Origin of the sequence: Sphingopyxis sp. 22461, from assembly GCF_052044915.1 — a bacterium.
Classification (GTDB): domain Bacteria; phylum Pseudomonadota; class Alphaproteobacteria; order Sphingomonadales; family Sphingomonadaceae; genus Sphingopyxis.
Map to the genome: position 1 here is coordinate 175,045 of NZ_JBQENY010000009.1, position 21,472 is coordinate 196,516.

General features: G+C 64.7%; 26 protein-coding genes. 13 read left to right on the forward strand and 13 right to left on the reverse strand.

All coding sequences use genetic code 11. The features are described from left to right. Positions 1 to 33 precede the first annotated feature (33 nt). Positions 34 to 549 (reverse strand): 50S ribosomal protein L10, encoded by a 516-nt coding sequence (rplJ, locus tag ACTJI5_RS16225; RefSeq protein ID WP_037516086.1) that lies wholly within the window; start codon positions 547 to 549, stop codon positions 34 to 36. Positions 550 to 1,034: 485 nt separating this feature from the next. On the opposite strand from rplJ, the gene ACTJI5_RS16230 reads away from it, so the two are divergent. From ACTJI5_RS16230 to ACTJI5_RS16255, 6 genes are all read left to right on the forward strand, one after another. Further along, positions 1,035 to 1,478 carry an acetyltransferase gene (locus ACTJI5_RS16230; RefSeq protein WP_440861033.1) on the forward strand — a complete coding sequence of 148 codons (444 nt, stop codon included), beginning with the start codon at positions 1,035 to 1,037 and terminating at the stop codon, positions 1,476 to 1,478. Between the two features lie 99 nt (positions 1,479 to 1,577). After that, positions 1,578 to 2,180 (forward strand): PadR family transcriptional regulator, encoded by a 603-nt coding sequence (locus ACTJI5_RS16235; protein WP_440861034.1) that lies wholly within the window; start codon positions 1,578 to 1,580, stop codon positions 2,178 to 2,180. Continuing rightward, the gene (locus ACTJI5_RS16240; protein WP_440861035.1) at positions 2,180 to 2,497 is read left to right on the forward strand and encodes a DUF2218 domain-containing protein; all 318 of its coding nucleotides are present in this window, start codon (positions 2,180 to 2,182) and stop codon (positions 2,495 to 2,497) included. The genes ACTJI5_RS16235 and ACTJI5_RS16240 overlap by 1 nt, the downstream gene beginning before the upstream one ends. Positions 2,498 to 2,719: 222 nt before the next feature. Continuing rightward, positions 2,720 to 3,244: a DUF2975 domain-containing protein gene (locus ACTJI5_RS16245; protein ID WP_440861036.1), complete on the forward strand. Its 525-nt coding sequence runs from the start codon at positions 2,720 to 2,722 to the stop codon at positions 3,242 to 3,244. After that, positions 3,244 to 3,453: a helix-turn-helix domain-containing protein gene (locus ACTJI5_RS16250; RefSeq protein WP_058539484.1), complete on the forward strand. Its 210-nt coding sequence runs from the start codon at positions 3,244 to 3,246 to the stop codon at positions 3,451 to 3,453. The genes ACTJI5_RS16245 and ACTJI5_RS16250 overlap by 1 nt, the downstream gene beginning before the upstream one ends. A 191-nt stretch (positions 3,454 to 3,644) precedes the next feature. Then, the gene (locus ACTJI5_RS16255) at positions 3,645 to 3,905 is read left to right on the forward strand and encodes a zf-TFIIB domain-containing protein (RefSeq protein ID WP_058539502.1); all 261 of its coding nucleotides are present in this window, start codon (positions 3,645 to 3,647) and stop codon (positions 3,903 to 3,905) included. Here the strand turns inward: ACTJI5_RS16255 and ACTJI5_RS16260 are convergent, their stop codons facing one another. Then, positions 3,906 to 5,306 (reverse strand): amino acid permease, encoded by a 1,401-nt coding sequence (locus ACTJI5_RS16260; protein ID WP_440861037.1) that lies wholly within the window; start codon positions 5,304 to 5,306, stop codon positions 3,906 to 3,908. It abuts the gene before it with no gap. A gap of 116 nt (positions 5,307 to 5,422) precedes the next feature. Next, a complete protein-coding gene (locus ACTJI5_RS16265) occupies positions 5,423 to 5,710 on the reverse strand; it encodes a 4a-hydroxytetrahydrobiopterin dehydratase (protein WP_440861038.1) in 288 nt (95 codons plus the stop codon). A 51-nt stretch (positions 5,711 to 5,761) separates the two neighbouring features. On the opposite strand from ACTJI5_RS16265, the gene ACTJI5_RS16270 reads away from it, so the two are divergent. The 4 genes from ACTJI5_RS16270 to ACTJI5_RS16285 are packed head-to-tail and all read left to right on the forward strand — an operon-like array spanning position 5,762 to position 7,834. Further along, the gene (locus tag ACTJI5_RS16270; RefSeq protein ID WP_440861039.1) at positions 5,762 to 6,202 is read left to right on the forward strand and encodes a metallopeptidase family protein; all 441 of its coding nucleotides are present in this window, start codon (positions 5,762 to 5,764) and stop codon (positions 6,200 to 6,202) included. Then, positions 6,199 to 6,783, forward strand: a complete 585-nt coding sequence (ccmA, locus tag ACTJI5_RS16275; protein ID WP_440861040.1) for a heme ABC exporter ATP-binding protein CcmA — start codon at positions 6,199 to 6,201, stop codon at positions 6,781 to 6,783. The genes ACTJI5_RS16270 and ccmA overlap by 4 nt, the downstream gene beginning before the upstream one ends. Beyond that, complete coding sequence (locus tag ACTJI5_RS16280; RefSeq protein WP_440861041.1) at positions 6,780 to 7,427, forward strand: heme exporter protein CcmB; 648 nt, start codon at positions 6,780 to 6,782, stop codon at positions 7,425 to 7,427. The genes ccmA and ACTJI5_RS16280 overlap by 4 nt, the downstream gene beginning before the upstream one ends. Further along, positions 7,424 to 7,834, forward strand: coding sequence for a VOC family protein (locus ACTJI5_RS16285; protein ID WP_440861042.1), 411 nt, complete (start codon positions 7,424 to 7,426; stop codon positions 7,832 to 7,834). The genes ACTJI5_RS16280 and ACTJI5_RS16285 overlap by 4 nt, the downstream gene beginning before the upstream one ends. Before the next feature lie 13 nt (positions 7,835 to 7,847). On the opposite strand, the gene ACTJI5_RS16290 is transcribed toward ACTJI5_RS16285, so the two are convergent. The 8 genes from ACTJI5_RS16290 to ACTJI5_RS16325 form a co-directional block, all read right to left on the reverse strand. Next, positions 7,848 to 8,168 (reverse strand): hypothetical protein, encoded by a 321-nt coding sequence (locus ACTJI5_RS16290; RefSeq protein WP_440861043.1) that lies wholly within the window; start codon positions 8,166 to 8,168, stop codon positions 7,848 to 7,850. Positions 8,169 to 8,277: 109 nt separating this feature from the next. Then, a complete protein-coding gene (gene rplA, locus ACTJI5_RS16295; protein ID WP_037516057.1) occupies positions 8,278 to 8,976 on the reverse strand; it encodes a 50S ribosomal protein L1 in 699 nt (232 codons plus the stop codon). Between the two features lie 4 nt (positions 8,977 to 8,980). Beyond that, the gene (gene rplK / locus ACTJI5_RS16300) at positions 8,981 to 9,412 is read right to left on the reverse strand and encodes a 50S ribosomal protein L11 (RefSeq protein ID WP_058539477.1); all 432 of its coding nucleotides are present in this window, start codon (positions 9,410 to 9,412) and stop codon (positions 8,981 to 8,983) included. Between the two features lie 273 nt (positions 9,413 to 9,685). After that, positions 9,686 to 10,615: an acyl-CoA thioesterase gene (locus ACTJI5_RS16305; RefSeq protein ID WP_440861044.1), complete on the reverse strand. Its 930-nt coding sequence runs from the start codon at positions 10,613 to 10,615 to the stop codon at positions 9,686 to 9,688. 51 nt (positions 10,616 to 10,666) lie between these two features. Continuing rightward, a complete protein-coding gene (nusG, locus tag ACTJI5_RS16310; protein WP_037516051.1) occupies positions 10,667 to 11,203 on the reverse strand; it encodes a transcription termination/antitermination protein NusG in 537 nt (178 codons plus the stop codon). 34 nt (positions 11,204 to 11,237) lie between these two features. Further along, positions 11,238 to 11,435 (reverse strand): preprotein translocase subunit SecE, encoded by a 198-nt coding sequence (gene secE, locus ACTJI5_RS16315; protein ID WP_037516049.1) that lies wholly within the window; start codon positions 11,433 to 11,435, stop codon positions 11,238 to 11,240. Positions 11,436 to 11,873: 438 nt separating this feature from the next. After that, a complete protein-coding gene (locus ACTJI5_RS16320) occupies positions 11,874 to 13,205 on the reverse strand; it encodes an MFS transporter (protein WP_440861045.1) in 1,332 nt (443 codons plus the stop codon). A gap of 84 nt (positions 13,206 to 13,289) precedes the next feature. Then, positions 13,290 to 13,895 (reverse strand): TetR/AcrR family transcriptional regulator, encoded by a 606-nt coding sequence (locus ACTJI5_RS16325; RefSeq protein ID WP_058539475.1) that lies wholly within the window; start codon positions 13,893 to 13,895, stop codon positions 13,290 to 13,292. A gap of 141 nt (positions 13,896 to 14,036) precedes the next feature. Between ACTJI5_RS16325 and ACTJI5_RS16330 the strand changes: the two genes are divergently transcribed. From ACTJI5_RS16330 to ACTJI5_RS16340, 3 genes are read left to right on the forward strand one after another with little or no spacing between them, the layout of a single operon-like run. Then, positions 14,037 to 15,191, forward strand: coding sequence for an efflux RND transporter periplasmic adaptor subunit (locus tag ACTJI5_RS16330; RefSeq protein WP_058539474.1), 1,155 nt, complete (start codon positions 14,037 to 14,039; stop codon positions 15,189 to 15,191). A 6-nt stretch (positions 15,192 to 15,197) separates the two neighbouring features. Then, complete coding sequence (locus tag ACTJI5_RS16335; RefSeq protein ID WP_440861046.1) at positions 15,198 to 18,362, forward strand: multidrug efflux RND transporter permease subunit; 3,165 nt, start codon at positions 15,198 to 15,200, stop codon at positions 18,360 to 18,362. Beyond that, positions 18,355 to 19,755 (forward strand): efflux transporter outer membrane subunit, encoded by a 1,401-nt coding sequence (locus tag ACTJI5_RS16340; protein WP_310252841.1) that lies wholly within the window; start codon positions 18,355 to 18,357, stop codon positions 19,753 to 19,755. The genes ACTJI5_RS16335 and ACTJI5_RS16340 overlap by 8 nt, the downstream gene beginning before the upstream one ends. An 18-nt stretch (positions 19,756 to 19,773) precedes the next feature. On the opposite strand, the gene ACTJI5_RS16345 is transcribed toward ACTJI5_RS16340, so the two are convergent. Further along, positions 19,774 to 20,682: an SDR family NAD(P)-dependent oxidoreductase gene (locus ACTJI5_RS16345; protein WP_440861047.1), complete on the reverse strand. Its 909-nt coding sequence runs from the start codon at positions 20,680 to 20,682 to the stop codon at positions 19,774 to 19,776. A 77-nt stretch (positions 20,683 to 20,759) separates the two neighbouring features. After that, positions 20,760 to 21,380: a TetR/AcrR family transcriptional regulator gene (locus ACTJI5_RS16350; protein ID WP_137888089.1), complete on the reverse strand. Its 621-nt coding sequence runs from the start codon at positions 21,378 to 21,380 to the stop codon at positions 20,760 to 20,762. Between the last annotated feature and the right edge of the window lie 92 nt (positions 21,381 to 21,472).

Genomic DNA, 21,472 nt, shown 5'->3' on the forward strand with positions numbered 1-21,472 from the left:
TCCCGGTAGTAAGTTTAAAGGGTTAGTTCGAAATCACGCTGCTTCTTTGGCGGCATATGCGCCAAAAACCCGCGCCAACTGGCCCGCCGGGGCTGCGGCAATCTGCGCAACCTTGGTGGCCGGAGCCTGCACCAGACCGATGATCTTGGCGCGGAGCTCGTCGAGCGAGGGAAGCGAAGCAAGCGCCTTCACGCCATCTACGTCGAGGACCACGTCGCCCATGCCGCCACCAACGATTTCAAGCTTGTCGTTGGTCTTGGCAAATTCCACGGCGATCTTCGCAGCCGAGACCGGGTCGGTCGAGGTTGCGAGGGCCGTGGGACCGGTCAGCAGTTCGCCGATACCGGTGTAGGACGTGCCATCGAGCGCGATTTTGGCAAGACGGTTCTTCGTGACGCGAAAGTCGGCCCCTGCATCGCGCATCTGCTGGCGCAGCACCGTCGACTGAGCGACGGTCATGCCGAGGTTGCGGACGACCACAACAGCAGCAGCTGATCCCAGCGTAGCGTTCAGCGAGGATACGGCTTCGGCCTTTTCCGTACGATCCATGCCTATACTCCACTCATCTGCCCGGATGCGCGAGACGCCGAAACGCACGCGCCGCCGGGCGGCTAACACACGCAAATGCCGGCGCGAGCCAAGGCTCACCTGCATTTGCGCAACGATGTCCGATGGGGTCGGTCAAGACGCGTCGCCTGATCAAACAGGCGGGCGACCGAAAAAGACTGTTCCCCGTCTCGGCTGGAAATTAAGAAGGGCAAATCCCCTTCACCAACTGTCTCGGACGGAATTGCCAAGGCCAAAGCCCAGACAACACGGGGGCGCTAATAGCGTCGATGGGCGCAGAGTCAAGGTGTGATAGGGACTGCCCTACCCCTCATCGTCACCCCGGACTTGATCCGGGGTCCATCGAACTGTCGCCCAGTAAATGGATCCCGGATCAAGTCCGGGATGACGATATTAGGAATGGCGGCTCTCTAGCTAAAGCGGAAAGGAAACTTGGCGCGGGTGCCGCGCTTCCCTATGGCGCCGGCATGATCCGGATCCGTCTCTCGACACCCGCCGATGGAGAACGCGCCGTCGAGATATGGCGCGACGCCGTCGATGCGACGCACGACTTTCTGACGGCCGAAGATCGCGCCGCGATCGAGGCCGAAGTCCGATCCTTCCTGCCCGCAGCATCGCTCTGGCTCGCGGTCGACGACGACGACCGGCCGGTCGGCTTCATGCTGCTCGACGGATCGAGCATGGAAGCGCTGTTCATCGATCCCGCATATCGCGGGACCGGTGTCGGACGCGCGCTGGTTGCGCATGCGCTGGAACGCCATCCGGTGCTCACGACCGAAGTGAATCAACAGAATGAGCGAGCCGCCGGCTTTTATGAGCGCCTGGGTTTCGTGCCCACCGGCCGGTCGGAGCGCGATGGCCAAGGGCGGGCCTACCCGCTGATTCACCTGCGCTTCGCGCGCCAAAGCTGATCGCCCCGCATTTCTGTTGATAATTTTTCCCGAAGCCCCTTGCGCATCTTTGCTTAAGATATATCTTAGACGCATCTAGAATCACTCTAAGGAACGAAAATGATATTATATTCGAAAATGGATGGCCGCGGTTGCGGCGGGCGGCATGCGATGCATCGCGGCGGACGCGGCTTTGGCCACGGGTTCGGGCATGGCTTCGGCGGTGGCCGTCGCGGCGGCGGCCGGGGCGAGCGCGGCGAGCGCCGCCGGATGTTCGATGGCGGCGAGCTGCGGCTCGTATTGCTCAAGCTGATCGCCGACGAGCCGCGTCACGGCTACGACCTGATCCGCCACATCGAGGAGCTGACCGGCGGTTCCTATGCGCCGAGCCCCGGCGTCATCTATCCGACGCTGACGATGCTCGACGACATGGGCCTGATCGAAGCGCAAGAGAGCGACGGCGCGAAAAAGCTGTTCGCGATCACCGACGCAGGACGCGCCGAACTCGACGCCAATAGCGAGATCGTCGAAGCCGCGATCACGCGCCTGACCGCGGTCGGGGAAGAGACGCAGCGCACGGACTCGGCTTCGGTGCGCCGCGCGATGGGCAATCTGCGGCAGGTTCTGATGAACCGGCTCGGCGACCGCGATCTCGACAATGCCGCGTTGCACGACATCGTCGCGCTGATCGACGAGGCGGCGCAAAAGATCGAGCGGCTGTGATGAGCAGCGCGATCGCCAGCGTGCCCACGAGCCACGCGAGCAAATATCTGCAGCAGCTGTGCAAGCATTGGCAGCACAATCTCGTCGTCGAATTCACCGCAGACCATGGCACCGTGACCTTCCCCAAGGATGCGCGCGGTGCCGAATGGACGAGCGACGCGCTGGTGACGTTCGATGCCGGAGCCGACGCACTGTCGGCCCGCATCGACGCCAGCAGCGCCGAGCATGTCGAGGCGATGAAGGACGTGGTGGCGCGCCACCTCGACCGCTTCGCCTTTCGCGAGGCGCCGTTGACGTTCGACTGGCAGGCGGTTTGACCCTCTTCCCTTCGTCATCCCGGACTTGATCCGGAATCCACAGTGCCCTCGCCGGAAGCACGGCACATGCCGTCATGGACCCCGGATCAAGTCCGGGGTGACGATGGAGGACGTGCCGATGGTCACAGATGCGGCAGATTATCGTTTTTCGATATTATCGATTGACGATAAGAAAGACTCGAAATATATTGTTCTTCGATAAGCAACCTATCGGAGAACGATATGCCTGTTCCCAACAACACCCTGCTCGGCGCGGCGCGCGGGCTGCTCTGGCTGATCCTTGGATTGATCGTGGCGTCCGCGCTGCTCGTCGTCGGCGTCGCAATCGCACTGATCGTCGCCTGGCCCGAGGTCATGGAAGGCTTTCGCGGCAGCCCCGAATTCATCGACGTCACGACGCTACGTTTCCCGGTCGGCGTGCTGATGCTGCTGCTCTTCGCGATCCTTGCCGCGGCAGCCTATATGATCCGCCAGTTCCAGGCCCTCGTGGCGAGCGCGGCGCGCGATCCCTTCGTCCCTGCCAATGCCGGGCGGCTGCGTCGGATCGGATGGGCGCTGGTCGTCACGCAGTTGCTCGCAATCCCGCTCCAGTGGACCGCCGGCAACATCGCGAAAGCGGGCAGCGCGTTCGCCGACATGGGCGGCATCTCGCTCGGCAATCTGCTCGCGATCCTCCTCGCCTTCGTCCTCGCGGCGGTCTTCGAACAGGGCACAGCGATGCGCGACGAGCTGGAAGGGACTGTGTGATGGCGATCGTCGTGAAACTGGACGACCTGCTCCACGCCAAGCGGATGACGCTGACCGACCTGTCGGACCGCATCGGCATCACGCTGGCCAATTTGTCGATCCTCAAGACCGGCAAGGCGAAGGCGATGCGCTTCTCGACGCTCGAGGCGATCTGCACCGAACTCGATTGCCAGCCCGGCGACTTGCTGGCGTTCGAAGCCGACAGCTGAACAGAGCACGGCGAAACTCGGCCCCGCTCCGCCTCCCCGGTCGGAGCGGGGCCTTTTCTGTTTGCGGAACGCACGGTGACTATGACACGTTAGAAGGACGGCGGCCCCTTCCGGCCGCCTTTGCCTTGAAAGGAAACTTCGTGTCCGATGCCCCGGGGCTGCTTTGCCCGACCTGCCGCGTGAACCTGACCATGTCGGAACGGCAGGGAATCGAGATCGACTATTGCCCCCAATGCCGCGGCGTCTGGCTCGATCGCGGCGAGCTCGACAAGATCATCGAGCGCAGCGAAGCCGCCAGCACCCCCGCGCCCGCGCCGCGCGCATCCGCTCCTCCCCCGCCGCCACAGCAGCAGCCCGAGTATCGCGAGCGCGGTTATGACGACCGCCATTACGGCGGCAAGCCGTACAAGAAGAATTACAAGAAGAGCTTCCTCAGCGAATTGTTCGACTGATCAGCCGACAATGGCGTGTCGGCGGGCGTAGAGGAAATAAACAGCCAGTCCGCCGACATTCCACACAAGGAACCAGAGCTGTGTCTGCACCGGCAGGCTGAAGAAGAGATAGATGCAGCCGAGCACCGCGATACCGCCGACCACCCATGGCAGCGGCGTGCGGAAGGTACGCGGCGCATCGGGCGCGCGGCGGCGCATGATCAGCATGCAGATCGAGACCGCGGTGAAGGCCGCGAGCGTGCCGGCGTTGGCGAGCGCGGCGAGTTCGCCGAGCGGGATGAAGCCCGCGAGCACCGCAACGACGAGCGCGGTGAAGATCGTGATCCGCACCGGCGTCCCGCGCGACGACAGCTTGGCAAGGCTCGCGGGCAACAGCCCGTCGCGCGCCATGGTGAAGAAGATGCGGCTCTGGCCATAGAAAAAGGCGAGGATGACCGTCGGCAGCGCGATGATCGCCGAGACCGCGAGATATTGCGCCGCGAGCGGGCTGCCGAGTTCGCGCAGGATCAAGGCCAGCGGCTCGGGGCTGTTGGCGAAGCGCGTGTAGGCGATCGCACCAACCGCGGCGACCGCGACGGCGATATAGATGATGACGCAGGCGAACATCGATCCGACGATGCCGATTTTGAGATCGCGGTCGGGGTTCTTGGCTTCTTCGGCGGCGGTCGCGATCGCGTCGAAGCCATAGAAGGCGAAGAAGATGATCGCCGCCGCAGCCATCACGCCGCGTTCGACGCCGTCGGGCCCCATATGCTTCGCAAAGCCATAGGGGCTGAAGGGTTCGAGATTGGCGGCGTTGAAGGCGGGCAGCGCGACCGCGACGAATACGACGAGCGCGACGATCTTCACCAGCACGAGGATCGCGTTCAGCGTCGCGCTTTCGCGTGTGCCGACGAGGAGCAGCCCCGCGACCACCGCGATGATCGCAATTGCCGGCAGGTTGACGATGCCGCCGAGTTCGGGTCCCTGCATCAGCGCCATCGGGAAGCCCGCCCACGCCTGTAGCAAGGGCGCGGCATAGCCCGACCAGCCGACCGCGACCGCGCTCACCACGAGCGAATATTCGAGGATCAGGCTCCACCCGACGACCCATGCGAGAAGCTCGCCGATCACGACATAGGAGTAGGTATAGGCGCTGCCCGAAGCGGGGATCATCGTCGCCATTTCGGCATAGGCGAGCGCGGCGCAGGCGCAGATCAGCCCCGCGATACCGAAGGACAGGATGACCGCGGGGCCCGCCTTGTCGGCGCCGACACCGATCAGCGTCAATATGCCCGTGCCGACGATCGCCCCGACGCCGAGCGCGATCAGGTGCGGCCAGCCCAGCGTCCGCGCCAGCGTCTGCTCGCCCTCCCGCCGTTCCGGAACGATCGGTTTGCGGCGGAACAGGCTGTCGGTCATGCGGTGGGCTCCCCTGGGGCGTTATGCTGTGCTTTGCGCTGCTTGTAAGCAGCCGGAAACGCAGCGCAACCCCAGCCCAACATCGTCATTCCCGCCTTCGCGGGAATGACGAAGAATTAAAGCAGCGCCTCAATCGCTTCCGCCAGCTTCGCGTCGCGCTCCGACAATCCGTCGGCGTCGTGCGTGGTCAGCAAAATATCGACGCGGTTGTAGACGTTCGACCATTCGGGATGATGGTCCATCTTTTCGGCAATGATCGCGACGCTTGTCATGAAACCAAAGGCTTGCGCGAAATCGGCGAATTTGAACTGACGCGTGATCGCATCGCGTTTCGGTTCGTGCGTCCATCCGGGAAAGCGGCCGAGGAGCGCGCTGCGCGCTGCATCGTCGAGTTTCTGTACCATCTTCTTTCTCCCGCTGGTCAATGTGTCGCGCTCGCCATAAGGAAGGGCGCGATGAGCGACAAGTCTGCCCTGCCCGATTTGACTCCTGAACTTCCCGGCGGCTGGACCGGCGGCGCACCCGACGCCGATGCGCTGTTCGCGATGGCCGAGGCGGCGCTGGCGACGATGCCCGCGGTGTTTGCCCCGCATATCGAGGGGGTGGTCGTCTCCATCGAGGAATTCGCGGACGATGAGGTGCTCGCCTCGCTCGATATCGAACATCCTTACGAGCTCACCGGGCTTTACGAAGGCCGCCCGCTCACCGAACGCAGCATCGGCGAAAGCGGCGGCATGCCCGACCGCGTGACGCTCTATCGCATCCCGATCCTTGTCGAATGGATCGAGACCGGCGAGCGGCTCGACACGTTGGTGCGGCATGTGCTGATCCACGAGATCGGGCATCATTTCGGCTTTTCGGACGACGACATGCACGCGCTGGAAGATATGGCGTGACCGGACTGTTGCGGCTCGACAGCGTCGCGTGCATCCGCGGCGACCGGCTGCTCTTCGAAAATCTCTCGTTCGCGCTCGGACGGGGCGACGCGCTGTGGCTGCGCGGCCCCAATGGCGCGGGCAAGTCGAGCCTGATCCGCCTCGTCGCGGGGTTGCTGCGCCCCACCGCGGGAACCGTCGCGCGCCGCGAGCGGATTGCACTGATCGACGAGGCGGCCGCGCTCGATGCCGAGCTCCCGCTGCGCCGCGCGCTCGATTTCTGGGCGCGGGTCGATACCGTCGATGGGCATGCGGTCGACCGCGCGATGGACGAGATGGCGCTGGCGTCGCTCGCCGAGGTGCCGGTATCGATGCTTTCGACCGGCCAGCGCAAGCGCGCCGCGATGGTGCGTGTGATCGCGAGCGGCGCGCCGATCTGGCTGCTCGACGAGCCCGCGAACGGCATGGACGATGCGGCGCAGGCGCGGCTGGTCGCTGCCATCGCAAAGCATCGGAGCAACGGCGGGGCGGTGCTGCTCGCGTCGCACTTTGCGCTCGGCATCCCCGATCTGGCGGAACTCGACATGGGTGCGCTCACTTGACCGCGTTGATCGCCCTCTTCTGGCGCGACCTGCGCCGTGCATGGGGCAGCGGGGCGCTGTGGTTGCCGGTGCTGTTCTTCCTGCTCGTTGCGACCGCCTTCCCATTCGCCGTTGGCCCCGACGCGCCGTTGCTGCGACGCGCAGGCGGCGGGATGCTATGGGTCGCGGCGCTGCTCGCGGCGCTGCTGCCGATCGACCGGCTGGTGCGCCCCGACAAGGACGCGGGCGTGCTCGACCAGCTTGCGGTGCGCGGTTTTGCCGACGAGGTCGTCGCGGCGGTGAAAATTGCGGCGCATGCCATCGGTTTTGGGCTGCCGCTGATGATCGCCCTCTTCCCCGCCTCGGCGCTGCTGGCGCAGGACGCGTCGCGCGTCGAACTGCTCGCGACGGGGATCGCCATCGCCATTCCGGCGCTCGCCTCGCTGGCGGTGCTGAGCGCGTCGCTGACCGCGAACCACAAGGGCGGCAGCGCGATCGGCGGGCTACTCGTCCTTCCGCTGGCGGTGCCGATGCTGATCTTCGGCGCCGGGATGCTCGACCCGTCGGGGCGCGGCGCGATCAAACTGCTCGCCGCGACGAGCCTGCTACTCACCATGATCGGACCGTTCGCGGCGGGCGCGGCGCTGCGCGGCTTGCGCGAATGACCCGCCAGTCGCTCGCACATATCGCGCTCGTCGTCCGCGATTATGACGAGGCGATCGACTTTTACGTCGGAACCTTGGGCTTCACGCTCGTCGCCGACGAGTATCAGCCGGCGCAGGACAAACGCTGGGTGCTCGTCGCGCCGCCCGGAAATCCGCCGGGCGGTGCAACGATCCTGCTGGCGCGTGCTGCCACCGAAGAGCAGGAGAAGTTTATCGGCGATCAAGCGGGTGGACGCGTTTTCCTGTTCCTGCAGACCGACAATTTCTGGCGCGACTATCAACGCCTGCTAGACAAGGGTGTGCGGATCGAGCGCGATCCGCTCAAGGCAGACTATGGCACCGTCGCGGTGTTCCTCGACCTCTATGGCAACAAATGGGACCTGATCGAGTTTCGCCAGCCGGAATGAAGGTTCGCGGACGTCAGCGGCCGTTGGCATCCACCATGAAAACGTCGACTTTGCCCCGCGATGCGGGATCCCATCCAGCCAATAGCGCGGCGCGCACGCCGTTCGCAGCGATCGCATCGTTCATTTGCGGGCGCTGCCGTTGCGGCGACCCGGTCACGCGCTTCGGCATCGGAAACTCCAATATCGCGGCGCGCGATGCGCCGATGCGTTGCAGCGAAACGGTCATGCCGCGCCAGCCATCGGCGGTGCACCACTGGGGTTCGCGCTGAAGCGCCCATTCATAGGTCTGGCCGTCGACTTCGACGGCGCCTGAAAGATCGCGCTTGTGAAGCATGGCGCGACCTTATCAGCGCGGCGACCGCGCTTCATCCCGAAAATCGACCCGCCCATAAGAAAAGGGCCGGAGTTTCCCCCGGCCCTTCCCTAATTCGTTAGCGCTTCGATCAGGCGCCGGTCACGTCGGCCGTATCGACCTTCACGCCAGGGCCCATCGACGACGACAGTGCGATCTTGCGGACATACTTGCCCTTCGCGCCGGCCGGCTTGGCCTTGACGATCGCGTCGACGAAGGCGTCGAAGTTCTGGCGGAGCTTTTCCTCGCCGAACGACAGCTTGCCGAGGCCGGCGTGGATGATGCCGACCTTTTCGACGCGGAATTCGATCTGACCGCCCTTGGCGGCCTTCACGGCTTCGGCGACGTTCGGGGTCACGGTGCCCAGCTTCGGGTTCGGCATCAGGCCCTTCGGACCCAGCGTCTTGCCGAGGCGGCCGACGATGCCCATCATGTCCGGCGTCGCGATGACGCGGCCATAGTCGAGGTTACCCGCGAGCATGTCTTCCATCAGGTCTTCGGCACCGACCTTGTCGGCGCCGGCGGCCAGCGCCTTGTCGGCATTGTCGCCGCGCGCGAACACGGCAACCTTGACGTCCTTGCCGGTACCGGCGGGCAGCGTCACGACGCCGCGGACCATCTGGTCGGCGTGGCGCGGATCGACGCCGAGGTTCATCGCAATTTCGAGCGTTTCGTCGAACTTGGCCGAGGCCAGCTCGCGAACGGTCTTCAGCGCTTCGTCGACGGTGTGCAGCTTGAGGCTGTCAACCTTGCCCTCGAGGGCCTTCTGCTTCTTGGTCAGCTTTGCCATCGGTTCAGCCCTCCGTCACTTCGAGGCCCATCGAGCGCGCGCTGCCCTCGATGATCTTCGTTGCCTGTTCGATGTCGTTCGCGTTGAGATCCTTCATCTTGATCTCGGCGATTTCGGCGAGCTTCGAGCGCGCGATCTTGCCACCGCTGATCTTGCCGGGCTCCTTCGAACCAGCCTTCAGGTTCGCGGCCTTCTTGATCAGATAGGTTGCCGGGGGCGTCTTGGTGACGAAGGTGAAGCTCTTGTCAGCGAACACGGTGATGATGGTCGGGGTCGGGGTGCCCTTTTCCATGGAATCGGTCGCGGCGTTGAACGCCTTGCAGAATTCCATGATGTTCACGCCGCGCTGACCCAATGCCGGCCCAAGCGGCGGCGACGGGTTGGCGGTGCCGGCGGGCACCTGCAGCTTGATGTAGCCGCTAATCTTCTTAGCCATGATGGCCTCCTATCTTTCTGTCGGCCCGCCGTTTCCGGCGAACCTCAAAATTAGCGGTCAAGCAGAAGGGCATCACCCCTTCCTCCCGCGCGGAATCACGCCCTTATCTGACGCGAAGCGGCGCCCCTACTCCGGCGTGGCCAAAAATGCAAGGGCGGCAGCCAGTCGATTCGAGAATTCGGCGGAAAACTGCCTAACTTCACGCGCAAATCGCTTTTTCCGCCGACCGGTATCACCATCATCGAAGCACAGCGGCGCAAAATAGGACAGCGCTTATTCGGCCGCCGGATCGTAGCGGATCAGCCCTTCCTGCACCGCCGAGGCGATCAGCGTGCCATCGCGGCGATAGATGCGCCCGCGGTTGATCCCGCGCCCGCCGCCGCTCCAGTCGCTGTCCATGACATAGACGAACCATTCATCGACGCGGATCTCATCATGGAACCACATCGCGTGGTCGAGGCTGGTCGAGAACAGGCCGGGCGTGTCCCACGTCATTCCGTGCGGCATCAGCGTCGTCGAGAGCAGCCCCATGTCCGAGGCATAGGCGAGCAGCGCGCGGTGGATCAGCGGATCGTCGCCGACGGGCGAAGAAATGCGGAACCATTCATATTGCATCGTCGCCTTTTCGGACGGCGGCGGGCGGAAGGCGCGGACCTCGAACGGGTGCATACGCGCCATATGCTCGATGCGCCGATCGCTGATCTTGGGATCGACCGCGATGAAATCGGCGAAGTCCCAGCATTCCTCGGGCGGCAATATGCCCGTCATCGGAATCTGGTGCGACAGGCCTTTCTCGGGCGCCTGGAACGAGGCGGTGAGGTTGAAGATGACCTTGCCATCCTGGCGCACGACGACGCGGCGGTTGGCAAAGCTGCGCCCGTCGAAGTCGCGGTGGACGCGGAAATGCAGCGGCTTCGCCTCGTCGCCGCCGCGCAGGAAATAGGCATGGAGCGAATGGACGGACTTGCCGGGATCGACGGTGCGCGCCGCGGCGACCATCGCCTGCGCGATCACCTGCCCGCCAAAGATGCGCTGGCGGCGCGGCTTGGTGAAGGCGGGGTAAGTGAATTCGTCAGGCTCGTCCGCGGCCTCAAGATCGAAGAGGTGGACGATATGCCGGACGAGCCGTTCGCGATCGACGCTGGCGTAGATTTCGCGCGCATGGGCGGCACGAGCCTGCATCTCTTCGGGAGTGAGGCTCATGACGCGTTCCATTCAGCGGGTTTCGCGCGCGCCCAAAGGCGCGCCGCGATATTATTTGAAGCGTTCGACCTGTTCGAAGTCGAGTTCGACCGGGGTGGCGCGACCGAAGATCGACACCGACACCTTGACGCGTGCCTTTTCGAAATCGAGTTCTTCGACCAGCCCGTTGAAGCTGGCGAAGGGACCGTCGAGCACCTTGACCTGATCGCCGATTTCGTAATCGACGCGGATTTCCTGCTTCGGACGCGCCGCGGCTTCTTCCTTGCTGTTCAGGATGCGCGCGGCTTCGGCTTCGCTGATCGCCTGCGGCTTGCCCATCGAACCGAGGAAGCCGGTGACCTTCGGCGTGTTCTTGACGAGGTGATAGACATCGTCGGTCATCGTCAGCTTGGCGAGGACGTAGCCCGGGAAGAATTTACGCTCGGCCTGGACCTTCTTGCCGCGCTTCACCTCGGTGACGGTTTCGACCGGCACTTCGACCGCTTCGACGAAATCGGTCAGGCCCATGCGTTCGGCTTCGGAAAGCACCGAATCGCGAACCTTGTTCTCGAAACCCGAATAGGCGTGAATGATGTACCAGCGCGCCATGTGTATCCGTATCCTGTCCCTGTAACCGCGGGCGTTAGCGCGCGAGCGACGTCAGCCAGCTGACGATCGCGTTGAAAACCGTGTCGACGCCGAAAAAGAACAGCGAAAGGATCGTCGTCATGATCAGCACCATGATCGTCGTCTGTACCGTTTCGCGGCTGGTGGGCCACACGATCTTGCGGGCTTCGGCGCGTACCTGATTGATGAACTCAGCCGGGCTGGTCTTCGCCATGTCGATCGTCCTGTCTTTTTACGTCAATGATCCGGGCCAGATGGGTTGCCGCCCCCCACGCGTCAAGCGCGCTTGGGGCAATAGTCCGCCCACCCTCCCCGAGCGTGTCGGCGAAAGGCGGAAGGAAAACGGCGCATCTGTCCGAATGAAAGCGGCCTTTACTTGCGCGCTGCGGCGATTGCAAGTGCGGGGTCAGGACCCGCTAATTGCGCGGTCGAGGTTTGCGGCGATTTTGTTCAGGGCAAGGAAGCGATGCGCAGGCATATGAATATATTCCAAGGCGCGCGCTGACGCGGCCATGGACAAAATCGGTCAAATCCCGAAGGGACGCCGAAATGGCTTCGATATCGCCTCCGCGCGGCCTTGCAGATGGAACCACCATCCGCGGCGGCCACGCGAAGACGATATCTTCGCCATTTCGACGCCTCGACCGCGCAATTAGCGGGTCCTGACCCCAGGGCGGGACAGCGCGCGCTGCATCCAGAGCAGCAGCCCCGCCATGACAATCCAGCTGAGTGTCGGCTGGAGTGCGAACAGCAAGTGCAGTTCGCGCGCGGCGGCCTTCCCGTTCTGCGGATCGAAGCCGACGAGGTCGAGCAGAAGGTAGCTGACCGCGATCGCCGCGGCGACGCCGAATTTCTGCATCAGGTTCAACAGCGCGAAGAGAAAGGCCGACCGGTTGCGGCCGCAGCGGGCGGCATCCCGCGGGATCAGGTCGGCGAGCATCGAGTAAGTGAAGAGCAATCCGACGAACCCCGTCCCGAGCATCAGCGAGAAACCGACGGCCTGCGCGAGGCCCTGCGGTTGCTGGAACAAGGTCGCAACGAGCAGGCTGGAGATCAGGAGCCCCATCGCAATCATCATCGGCGGCTTGCCGAAGCGGCGCGCCAGAAAGGTCCACACGGGCGACGCGAAGGCCCCGCCGATGAAGCTGGCGAAGAGCAGCACCGCGCTCTGCGCGTCGAGATCGAGCACCGCGGCGGCGAAGAAGACGAACAGCGAGGTCAGCGATCCAAAGGCGAAACTGTTGAGGAACTGCACGCCGAGCAGCAGCATCAGCGGCGGGAAGGACAAGGACGCGCGGATCTCGTGCCGCCAGCCGATCCCGGGTTCGGCCACGACCGCACGCAGCGGCACGCGGCGGATCGCAAAGAGCGCGATCGGCGCCATGAGCAGGAAAAGGCTGGCATAGGCCATGATCCGCCCCTGCAGGCTGAGCCCCGGGATCAGGAGCTGTGCCGCCGCGGGGGCCGCAAAGGCGAGGATCAGCGCGACCTTCGCGAACCAGTCGCGCATCCCATAAAGAAGCGCGCTGTCGGCGGGCGTGCGCACCAGTGCCGACCCCCACGACAATTGCGCAACCTCGTAGATGCTGTAGCTCGAATAAAAGAGCACCATCATCAGGAAGAGCGCCGCGAAGGGCAGCCGGTCGCCGACAGTCACCAATGCGAGCAGCAGCAGCGCCAGCGGCACGATCGCGAGCAGCATCCAGCGCCGGTGCGCGCCGAGCCCGGTGCGCACGCGATCGATCATCGTGCCGATGAGCGGATCGACGGCGCCGTCCCAGATCGTGGTCAGCGAGAAGAGCAGCCCGACGAGCGCCACCGAAATCACGCCGCCCTCGGCAATATATGGCGGCAGGTAGACGCTGAATGGCAAGCCCAGCATAACCGTCGGCCCTGCCGTCGCGGCGTAGGCGGCAACCGTCCGCGGACGCAACGCCGGGGCTTCGTCGGCGCGGGCGGCCGAAGGCAGGGCAGTACTGGCCAATGCGCGATGCTCCCGAAACAGGAGCCGGCACGCTTTCAGTTATTGACAGTCATGTCAACAGGTCGCGAGGCGCGCAAGCCCGCGCTAACGGATGTTGAAATGGGTCAGGAAAGGCTGGAGCCGCCAGTCGATTTCTTCCGGGTCGAGCCATTCGTCCTCGATCCCCATCAGCGTGCTGAGCATCGAATCGCCGACGACGATATCGAAAAACAGCCGCGCGGCCGCCTCCGGACGGTCGATGTCCGCCTTGCCGGTCGCCGCCCATTCCGCGAACAGCTCGATCAGTTCCTCGAGCGCGGGCACGTGCAGGTCGCGGTAAATCTGCATCGCGAATTCATGGTCGCGCAAACTCTCGGATATCAGCATGCGCATCAAGGCCACGGCATGCGGCGATTCCATCAGCTCGCTTTGGCGGTGTGCGTAGCTCTTCAGAATTTCGACGGTCGACAGTCCCCGGGTCGCGTCGTCATCGAGCGACCGCAGCATCGCCTCGTCGCACCAGCGCGTCGCGATCGCGCGAAGCAGCCCCTGCTTGTTGCCGAACAATTCATAGAGCGTCGCGAGCGAGCCGCCCGAGCGCTTGACGATTTCGGCGAGGCTCGTGCGCTCATACCCCTGTTCGAGGAACAACGCCTCGGCGGCATCGAGGATCGCGCCCTGCCGCCGTTCGCGTGGTGATAGCCTATCCATTTGACATAAGGCCGATTCCGACATGCTCATTTTTTATCCCCCTCCCTTGCGTTTTTTTGTAATTTAAATTACATGGCGCTTCAACGCAAGCTTTCGCGTATAAACAAATCCCGCACAACTGCGATTTTTTCAGGGGTCCATATGAGTCGCGTACGTCCTCTTGCAAGCGCCGCCGGCGCTGCGCTGGCGCTTTTGCTGGCCTCCTGCTCGTCCGAAGCGCCGCCGGCACCGCCGCCGCCCGAAGTCAATATCGTGACGGTCAGCACCCAAGCGGTGCCGAACGTCATCGAGTTGCCCGGTCGTGTCCAGGCGTATCGCACCTCCGAAGTGCGCGCGCGCGTCAATGGCATCGTCGAGCGTCGCCTGTTCAACGAAGGCAGCTATGTCCGTGCCGGGACTCCGCTGTTCCGGATCGACCCGCGCGAATTGATCGCGACCTCCAATGCGGCGCGCGCCCAGCTTGCCCGCGCGCAGGCCACAGCTGCGAACGCGCGGCAGGTGGTCGGCCGCTATCAGCCGCTGCTCGCCGACCAGGCGATCGGCAAGCAGGAATATGACGCCGCGGTCGCCGCGCAGCGCACCGCCGAAGCCGATGTGCAGCAGGCGCAGGCCAATCTGGAATCGGCGCGCCTGAACCTAGGCTATGCGTCGGTCGCGGCGCCGATTTCGGGACGCGCGCGCCGCGCCGAAGTCACCGAGGGCGCGCTCGTCAGCGCGGCCTCGGGCACGCTGCTGACGACGATCGAACAGATCGACCGCGTCTATGTCAATTTCGGGCAGTCGAGTTCGGACCTGCTCGCGACGCGCCGCGAGATGGGCTCGGGCAAGGTGAGCGCGCCGCAACTCGAGCGCGTCGAAGTCCAGCTGATCCTCGAGGATGGCACCGCCTTTCCGGTCGTCGGCCATCTCGACTTCCTCGACCTGTCGATCGACGAGGCGACGGGCACCGCCGCGCTGCGCGCCGAATTCCCGAACCCGAATGCGGCGCTGCTGCCCGGCCAGTTCGTGCGTGCGCGCATCTTTGCGGGCAACCGCGCCGACGGCGTGCTGATCCCCCAGCGCGCGGTCAAGCTGGCGGCCGACAATGCCAGCGTGATGGTGCTCGATGCCAAGAATATCGCGACCCCGCGCCCGGTGAAGCTCGGCACGATGGTCGCGGGCCAGTGGGCGATCCTCGACGGGCTGAAACCCGGCGACCGGGTGATCGTCGACGGACTGCAAAAGGTGCAGCCGGGCCAGCCGGTGCGCGTTGCGCAGCCGAAGGGAACGGCCTCGACCCCCGCGGCGAAGCGCTGACCTGACATGACACCCCGCTTCTTCATCGACCGGCCCATCTTTTCCTGGGTCATCGCCATCGGCATCCTGTTGTCGGGCATCATCGCGCTGCGCGGGCTTCCCGTGGAGCAATATCCGTCGGTGGCGCCGCCATCGCTGACGATCGGCGTCACCTATCCGGGTGCCGACGCCAAAACGCTCGAACAGAATGTCACGCAGGTCATCGAGCAGGAACTCAACGGGGTCGAGGGCTTCCTCTACATGGCCTCGACCAGCGAATCGAACGGCACAGCGTCGATTAACCTGACTTTCGAGGCGGGGACCGACATCGACAATGCGCAGATGGAAGTACAGAACCGCCTGCGCCGCGTCGAGCAGCGCCTGCCCGAGGATGTGCGCCGTCAGGGCATTTCGGTCACCGAGGCCAATTCGGGCTTCCTGCTGATCGTCGCGATCACGTCGAAGAGCGGCAACACCGACCCGATGGAGGTCAACAACTTCGCCAACACGCGCGTGCTCGACGAGCTGCGGCGTGTGAACGGCGTCGGCAACGTCCAGGCTTTTGCGCCCGAATATGCGATGCGCATCTGGCTCGACCCGCAAAAGCTCGCGTCGTATAATCTCTCCGCCGCCGAAGCGCTGGGCGCGGTGCAGGAGCAGAACAGCCAGACCCCGGGCGGCCAGCTCGGCGACCAGCCGATCGCCAAGGGCGCGCAGCTCAACGCCGTGATCACGACGCAGGGCCGCTTCACCAAGCCCGAACAGTTCGAAAGCATCATCCTGCGCGCCAATCCCGACGGGTCGGCGGTCACGCTCGGCGATGTCGGCCGCGTCGAACTGGGCGCGGCGAGCTATCTCTTTTCGTCCGAACTCAACGGCAAGCCGATGGCGGGCCTCGCGGTCCAGCTGACCCCCGGCGCCAACGCACTGTCGACCGCCCAGGGCATTCGCGACCGGATGGCCGAGCTGTCGAAGGGCTTCCCGCCCGACATCACCTGGTCGATCCCCTACGACACGACACCCTTCATCAGCCTGTCGATCGAAGAGGTGGTGAAGACGCTGGGCGAAGCGATGCTGCTCGTCTTCCTCGTCATGTTCCTGTTTCTCCAGAACTGGCGCGCGACCGTCATCCCCACCGTCGTCGTTCCGATCGCGCTCGCGGGCGCATGCCTCGGCCTGTGGATGTTCGGTTTCTCGATCAACGTGCTGACGCTGTTCGGCATGGTGCTCGCGATCGGCATCCTCGTCGATGACGCGATCGTCGTGATCGAGAATGTCGAGCGCATCATGAACGAGGAGCATCTGTCGCCCTATGACGCGACGGTGAAGGCGATGAGCCAGATCACCTCGGCGATCGTCGGCATCACGCTGGTGCTGATCGCGGTGTTCATCCCGATGGCGTTCTTCCCCGGGTCGACCGGCGGCATTTATCGCCAATTCTCGATGACGCTCGCGATCTCGATCGCCTTCTCGGCGCTCCTCGCGCTGACGTTGACGCCTGCGCTGTGCGCGACGCTGCTGAAGCCGCACGACAAGACCGAGCGCAAGGGCCGCATCGGCGCATTCTTCGACCGCTTTTTTGGCCGTTTCAACGAATGGTTCGGGCGCACGACCGACCGCTATCAGGGCGGCGTCGGCAAGATGCTGGCGACGCCGCTGCGCTGGCTCGGCGTGTTCGCCCTGATGGTGGCGATCACCGCATTGCTCTTCACGCGCCTGCCGGGATCGTTCCTGCCGCAGGAAGACCAGGGCTATCTGGTGACCGTGATCCAGGCGCCCCCGGGCGCGACGACACAGCGCACCAACGAGGCGACGAAGCAGGTGAAGGCCTTTTTCGCCGAGCAGCCGCAGGTCGCCAATGTCGTGACGGTGAACGGCTTCAGCTTCTTTGGGCAGGGACAGGCGAACGCGATCATGTTCACGCCGCTGAAGCCTTGGGAAGAACGCAAGGGCGACGGAGACAGCGCCGACGCGATCGCGGGCAAGGCGATGGGCACCTACGCGAACATCAAGGAAGCCTTTGCCTTCTCGCTGAGCCCGCCGTCGATCCCCGAACTCGGTACGTCGAGCGGCTTCACCTTCAAGCTGCAGGACCGCGGCGGCAATGGGCGTGACGCGCTGATCGCCGCGCGCAACCAGATGCTCGGCGGCGCGATGCAGAGCAAGCTGCTCGCCAACGTCCGCCCCGAGGGTCAGGAGGACGCGCCCGTGCTGAAGGTCGACATCGACCGCATTCAGGCGCGCGCGCTCGGCCTGTCGATCGGCGACGTCAACGCGACGCTCGCGATCAGCTTCGGCAGCGCCTACGCCAACGACTTCACCCGCGAAGGCCGCGTGCTGCGCGTGCTGCTCCAGGCCGATGCCGCGAGCCGCATGACCCCGCAGGACGTCCTCGACCTGCGCGTGCGGAGCGCGAATGGCGACATGGTGCCTTTCGGATCGTTCAGCACCGCCGAATGGTCAGCCGAAGCCCCGCAGCTCCAGCGTTATAACGGCTATCCCGCGATGACGATTTCGGGCGAGCCCGCGCCCGGTCAGTCGACCGGCGAGGCGATGGCCGAAATGGAACGGCTCGCACAGCAGCTCCCTACGGGCTTCTCCTTCGAATGGACCGGCATCTCGTACGAAGAGAAGCAGTCGGCGGGCCAGATCGGCATGCTGCTCGGCCTGTCGCTCGTCGTCGTCTTCCTGCTGCTCGCGGCACTTTACGAAAGCTGGTCGGTGCCCGTCGCGGTGCTGCTGGTCGTGCCGCTCGGCGTTCTCGGCGCGGTGCTCTTCTCGATGCTGCGTGGGCTGTCCGCCGACATTTACTTCAACGTCGGCCTGATCACGATCATCGGGCTCGCCGCGAAGAATGCGATCCTGATCGTCGAGTTCGCGATCGAGCAGGAGGCCGAGGGCAAATCGACGCTCGACGCGGTGATGGAAGCGGTCAAGCTGCGTCTGCGGCCGATCATCATGACCAGCCTCGCCTTCATCCTGGGCATGGTGCCGCTCGTCATCGCGAGCGGAGCCGGTGCCGCCAGCCGCATCGCGGTCGGGTCGGGCGTGATGGGCGGGATGATCGCGGCGACCTTGCTCGGCATCTTCTTCATCCCGCTTTTCTATCTCTCGGTGCGCAAGTGGATCAGCCGCAAGCGGCCGCCCGCCCCTGCCGAAAAAGGACATCATGAGGAACCCGGTCATGCGTAACCTGATCGCGCTGCTCGCAGCGACGACGCTCGCCGGATGCGTCAATATGGCGCCGAAGCACGAGCGTCCGGCGCTGCCCACGGCACCCGCCTATCCGGCCGAGTTCGCGGGCGATGTGACGCTCGGGCAGCGGGCGACCGAGGTCAGCTGGCAGGACTTCTTTGCCGATCCGCAACTCGAAGTGCTGATCGCGCAGGCGACCCTACGCAACCGCGACCTCGCCGTCGCGGTCGCGCAGATCGAGGAAGCGCGCGGGCTGTACCGCATCCAGGACGCCGACCGCCTGCCGACCGTCGGCGCCAGCGCCGCCGCGACACGCACGCGCGGCGCCTCGTTGACCGGACCCGGGACCGACACGACCAATCGCTATTCGGTCGGCGTCGGCGTGACATCGTTCGAGCTCGATTTCTGGGGGCGCGTCAAGAATCTGTCCGAAGCCGCGCGCAGCCAATATCTCGCGACCGAGGCGGCCGAGCGCGCCTTCCGCCTCGCGCTGGTGCGCGACGTTGCCTCGACCTATTTCGCATCGCGCGGTGCCGAGGAGCAGATCAAGCTCGCCGAAGCCACGGTGACGAGCCGCAAGGAAGGGTTGCGGATCGCAAAGCGCCGCCTCGACGCGGGGGTGACCTCGGCGCTCGACTATCGCCAGTCCGAAACGCTGCTGACGCAGGCCGAGACGCAGCTTGCGAGCCTGAAGCTCGGTAAGGCGCAGGCCGACAATTTCCTCGCCGTGCTGACCGGCGGACCGGTGACCGGCCCCCTGCCCGCGCCGCTGCCGCTCGTCGCGCAGAGCCAGTCGCCGACGCTGACCGCCGGGCTGCCGTCGGACCTGCTCGTCGCGCGGCCCGATGTCGTCGCCGCCGAAGAGCGGCTGCGCGCCGCGCGCGCCAATGTCGGCGCCGCGCGCGCCGCCTTCTTCCCGTCGATCTCGCTGACCGGCAATCTTGGCTTCGCCTCGGGTTCGCTCGACAACCTGTTCAGTAACGATGGGTTCGGCTGGAGCTTTGGCCCGTCGATCAGCCTGCCGATCTTCGATTTCGGGCGCAACAAAGGCAATTTAACCGTCGCCGAGGCGCGCGAAAATATCGCCGTCGCGACCTATGAGCGCACTGTACAGGGCGCATTCCGCGAAGTCGCCGACGCGCTCGCCGGGCGACGTTATCTGGCCGACCAGGTCGAGGCGCAGGAACGCGGCACGCTCGCGCAGCGGCGGATCGCCGACCTCGCGCGCAAGCGGTATCGCGAAGGCGTGTCGACCTACCTCGAGGTGCTCGACGCCGAACGCAATCTGTTCGCCGCCGAACAGGCGCTGATCGAGCTGAGGCGCGCGCAGGTTGACAATCTGGTGACGCTGTATGTCGCGCTGGGCGGCGGGTTGGTCGAGCGTCGCTGAACCGCGACGCTCGAACCTTTACCGCGCGATTGCCAACGCGGGCAGGCCCGATCCCGCGCTCGCCAGTTCGCGTTCGGCCTGCTTGAAACCGTAAGCCGGAACGATCGCGTCGGCACCGGCGGACACATCGGACCAGCGCGCGACGAGCTGCTCGCCCGCATCTTCCGCCGCGCCGACATAGTGCCCATTCGACAAGGTCACATCGGCCGTGGCGAAATGCCCCGCCCCCGCGCAAAGGATCGCGCGGGTCGGCGCGTCCTCGCCGACAAGCGCGAGCAGCCCGGGGCTGACGAGCGCAGGATCGAGCAGTTCGAGGCTGGCGTCGGCAAGCACGCCGTGCGTCATTTGCGTCGCGGCCGTGGGCGCGAGGCTGTTGACGCGGATGCCATATTTCTCGCCCTCGATCGCCAGCGTCTGCATCAGGCCGACGAGCGCCATCTTGGCGGCGCCATAATTCGCCTGCCCGAAATTGCCCCACAGGCCCGACGACGAGGTCGTCATCACGATGCGGCCATATTGCTGCGCGCGCATCATGTCCCACGCCGCCTTGCAACAGATCGCGGCGCCCATCAGGTGCACGTCGACGACCAATCGGAAATCGTCGATGCTCATCTTGGCGAAGCTCTTGTCGCGCAGGATGCCTGCGTTGTTGACGAGAATGTCGATGCGTCCCCACGCGCCCTGCGTCTCGTGAACCATCGCACCCACCGCGGCCTCGTCGGTCACCGAACCCGCAACCGCCAGCGCCTCGCCGCCATTCGCGAGGATTTCGGAGACAACCTGCTCGGCAGCGGCGATCGCGAGGTCATTCACGACGACGCGCGCGCCCCGTTTGGCGAGGTAGAGCGCATGCGTGCGGCCCAATCCGCCCCCGGCACCGGTGACGATCGCGACCCGGCCGTGCAGCGGCAATTTGTCATGTCCCATATCAATCTCAATTCACTATCTAGTGAGTTAATATATTGAGCAAGCGAAAGGCGAAAGGAGCGAGCCCGTCCTTCCGCCTAAGCCTTCTTGTTGCAGATTTGCAGGAAGCCCGCCGCCATGAACGAAGCCATGCGCGCCTTGATCGCTTCGAAATCCTCGGACTTGCAGACGCCGCCCGACAGCTTGTCGATGCGCCCGGTGCGCGCGAGCGTGACCATCAGCGCGCCGGTGACGAAATGATAGCCCCAGAAAATGTCTTCTTCGGCACAATCGGGCAGCGCGCGCTTCAGAAGGTCGATCAGGCGGAGCACGACAGGGTCGAAATGGCTGTCCATCAGCTCGGCGCCCCATTCGGGGGTGTTGGCGACCTGCGCGCCGAGCGCGCCGTAATTCTTCCAGCCCTCGCCGCCGTGGATATAAAGATCGAGGTCGGTGTCGAGAAAGGCATGGAGCGCGCCCTCGACCGTCGGCTTGCCGCCCGTCGCGCGGTCATATTCGTCGAGCACCTGCATTCGCCTGGTGCTCGTCACCACCGCGCGGCGCGCGAAGACGGCGTCGAACAGCTTCCTCTTGTCCTCGAAATAATAGTTGAGCAGCGTGTGGTGTACGCCGACGCGCTTCGCGACATCCTTGAGCGTGACGCCGTGCAGCCCGTGCTTCGAAAAGAGATACTCGGCTTCGTCGAGGATCTGTTCCATCGTCTCGGCGCGCTGTTCGGCCTTGGTCGATCGCCGACGCGTTTTCGCCTGTTCTGTCACTCGTCCGACTTCCAATTTCTGTTCCGTTGCCG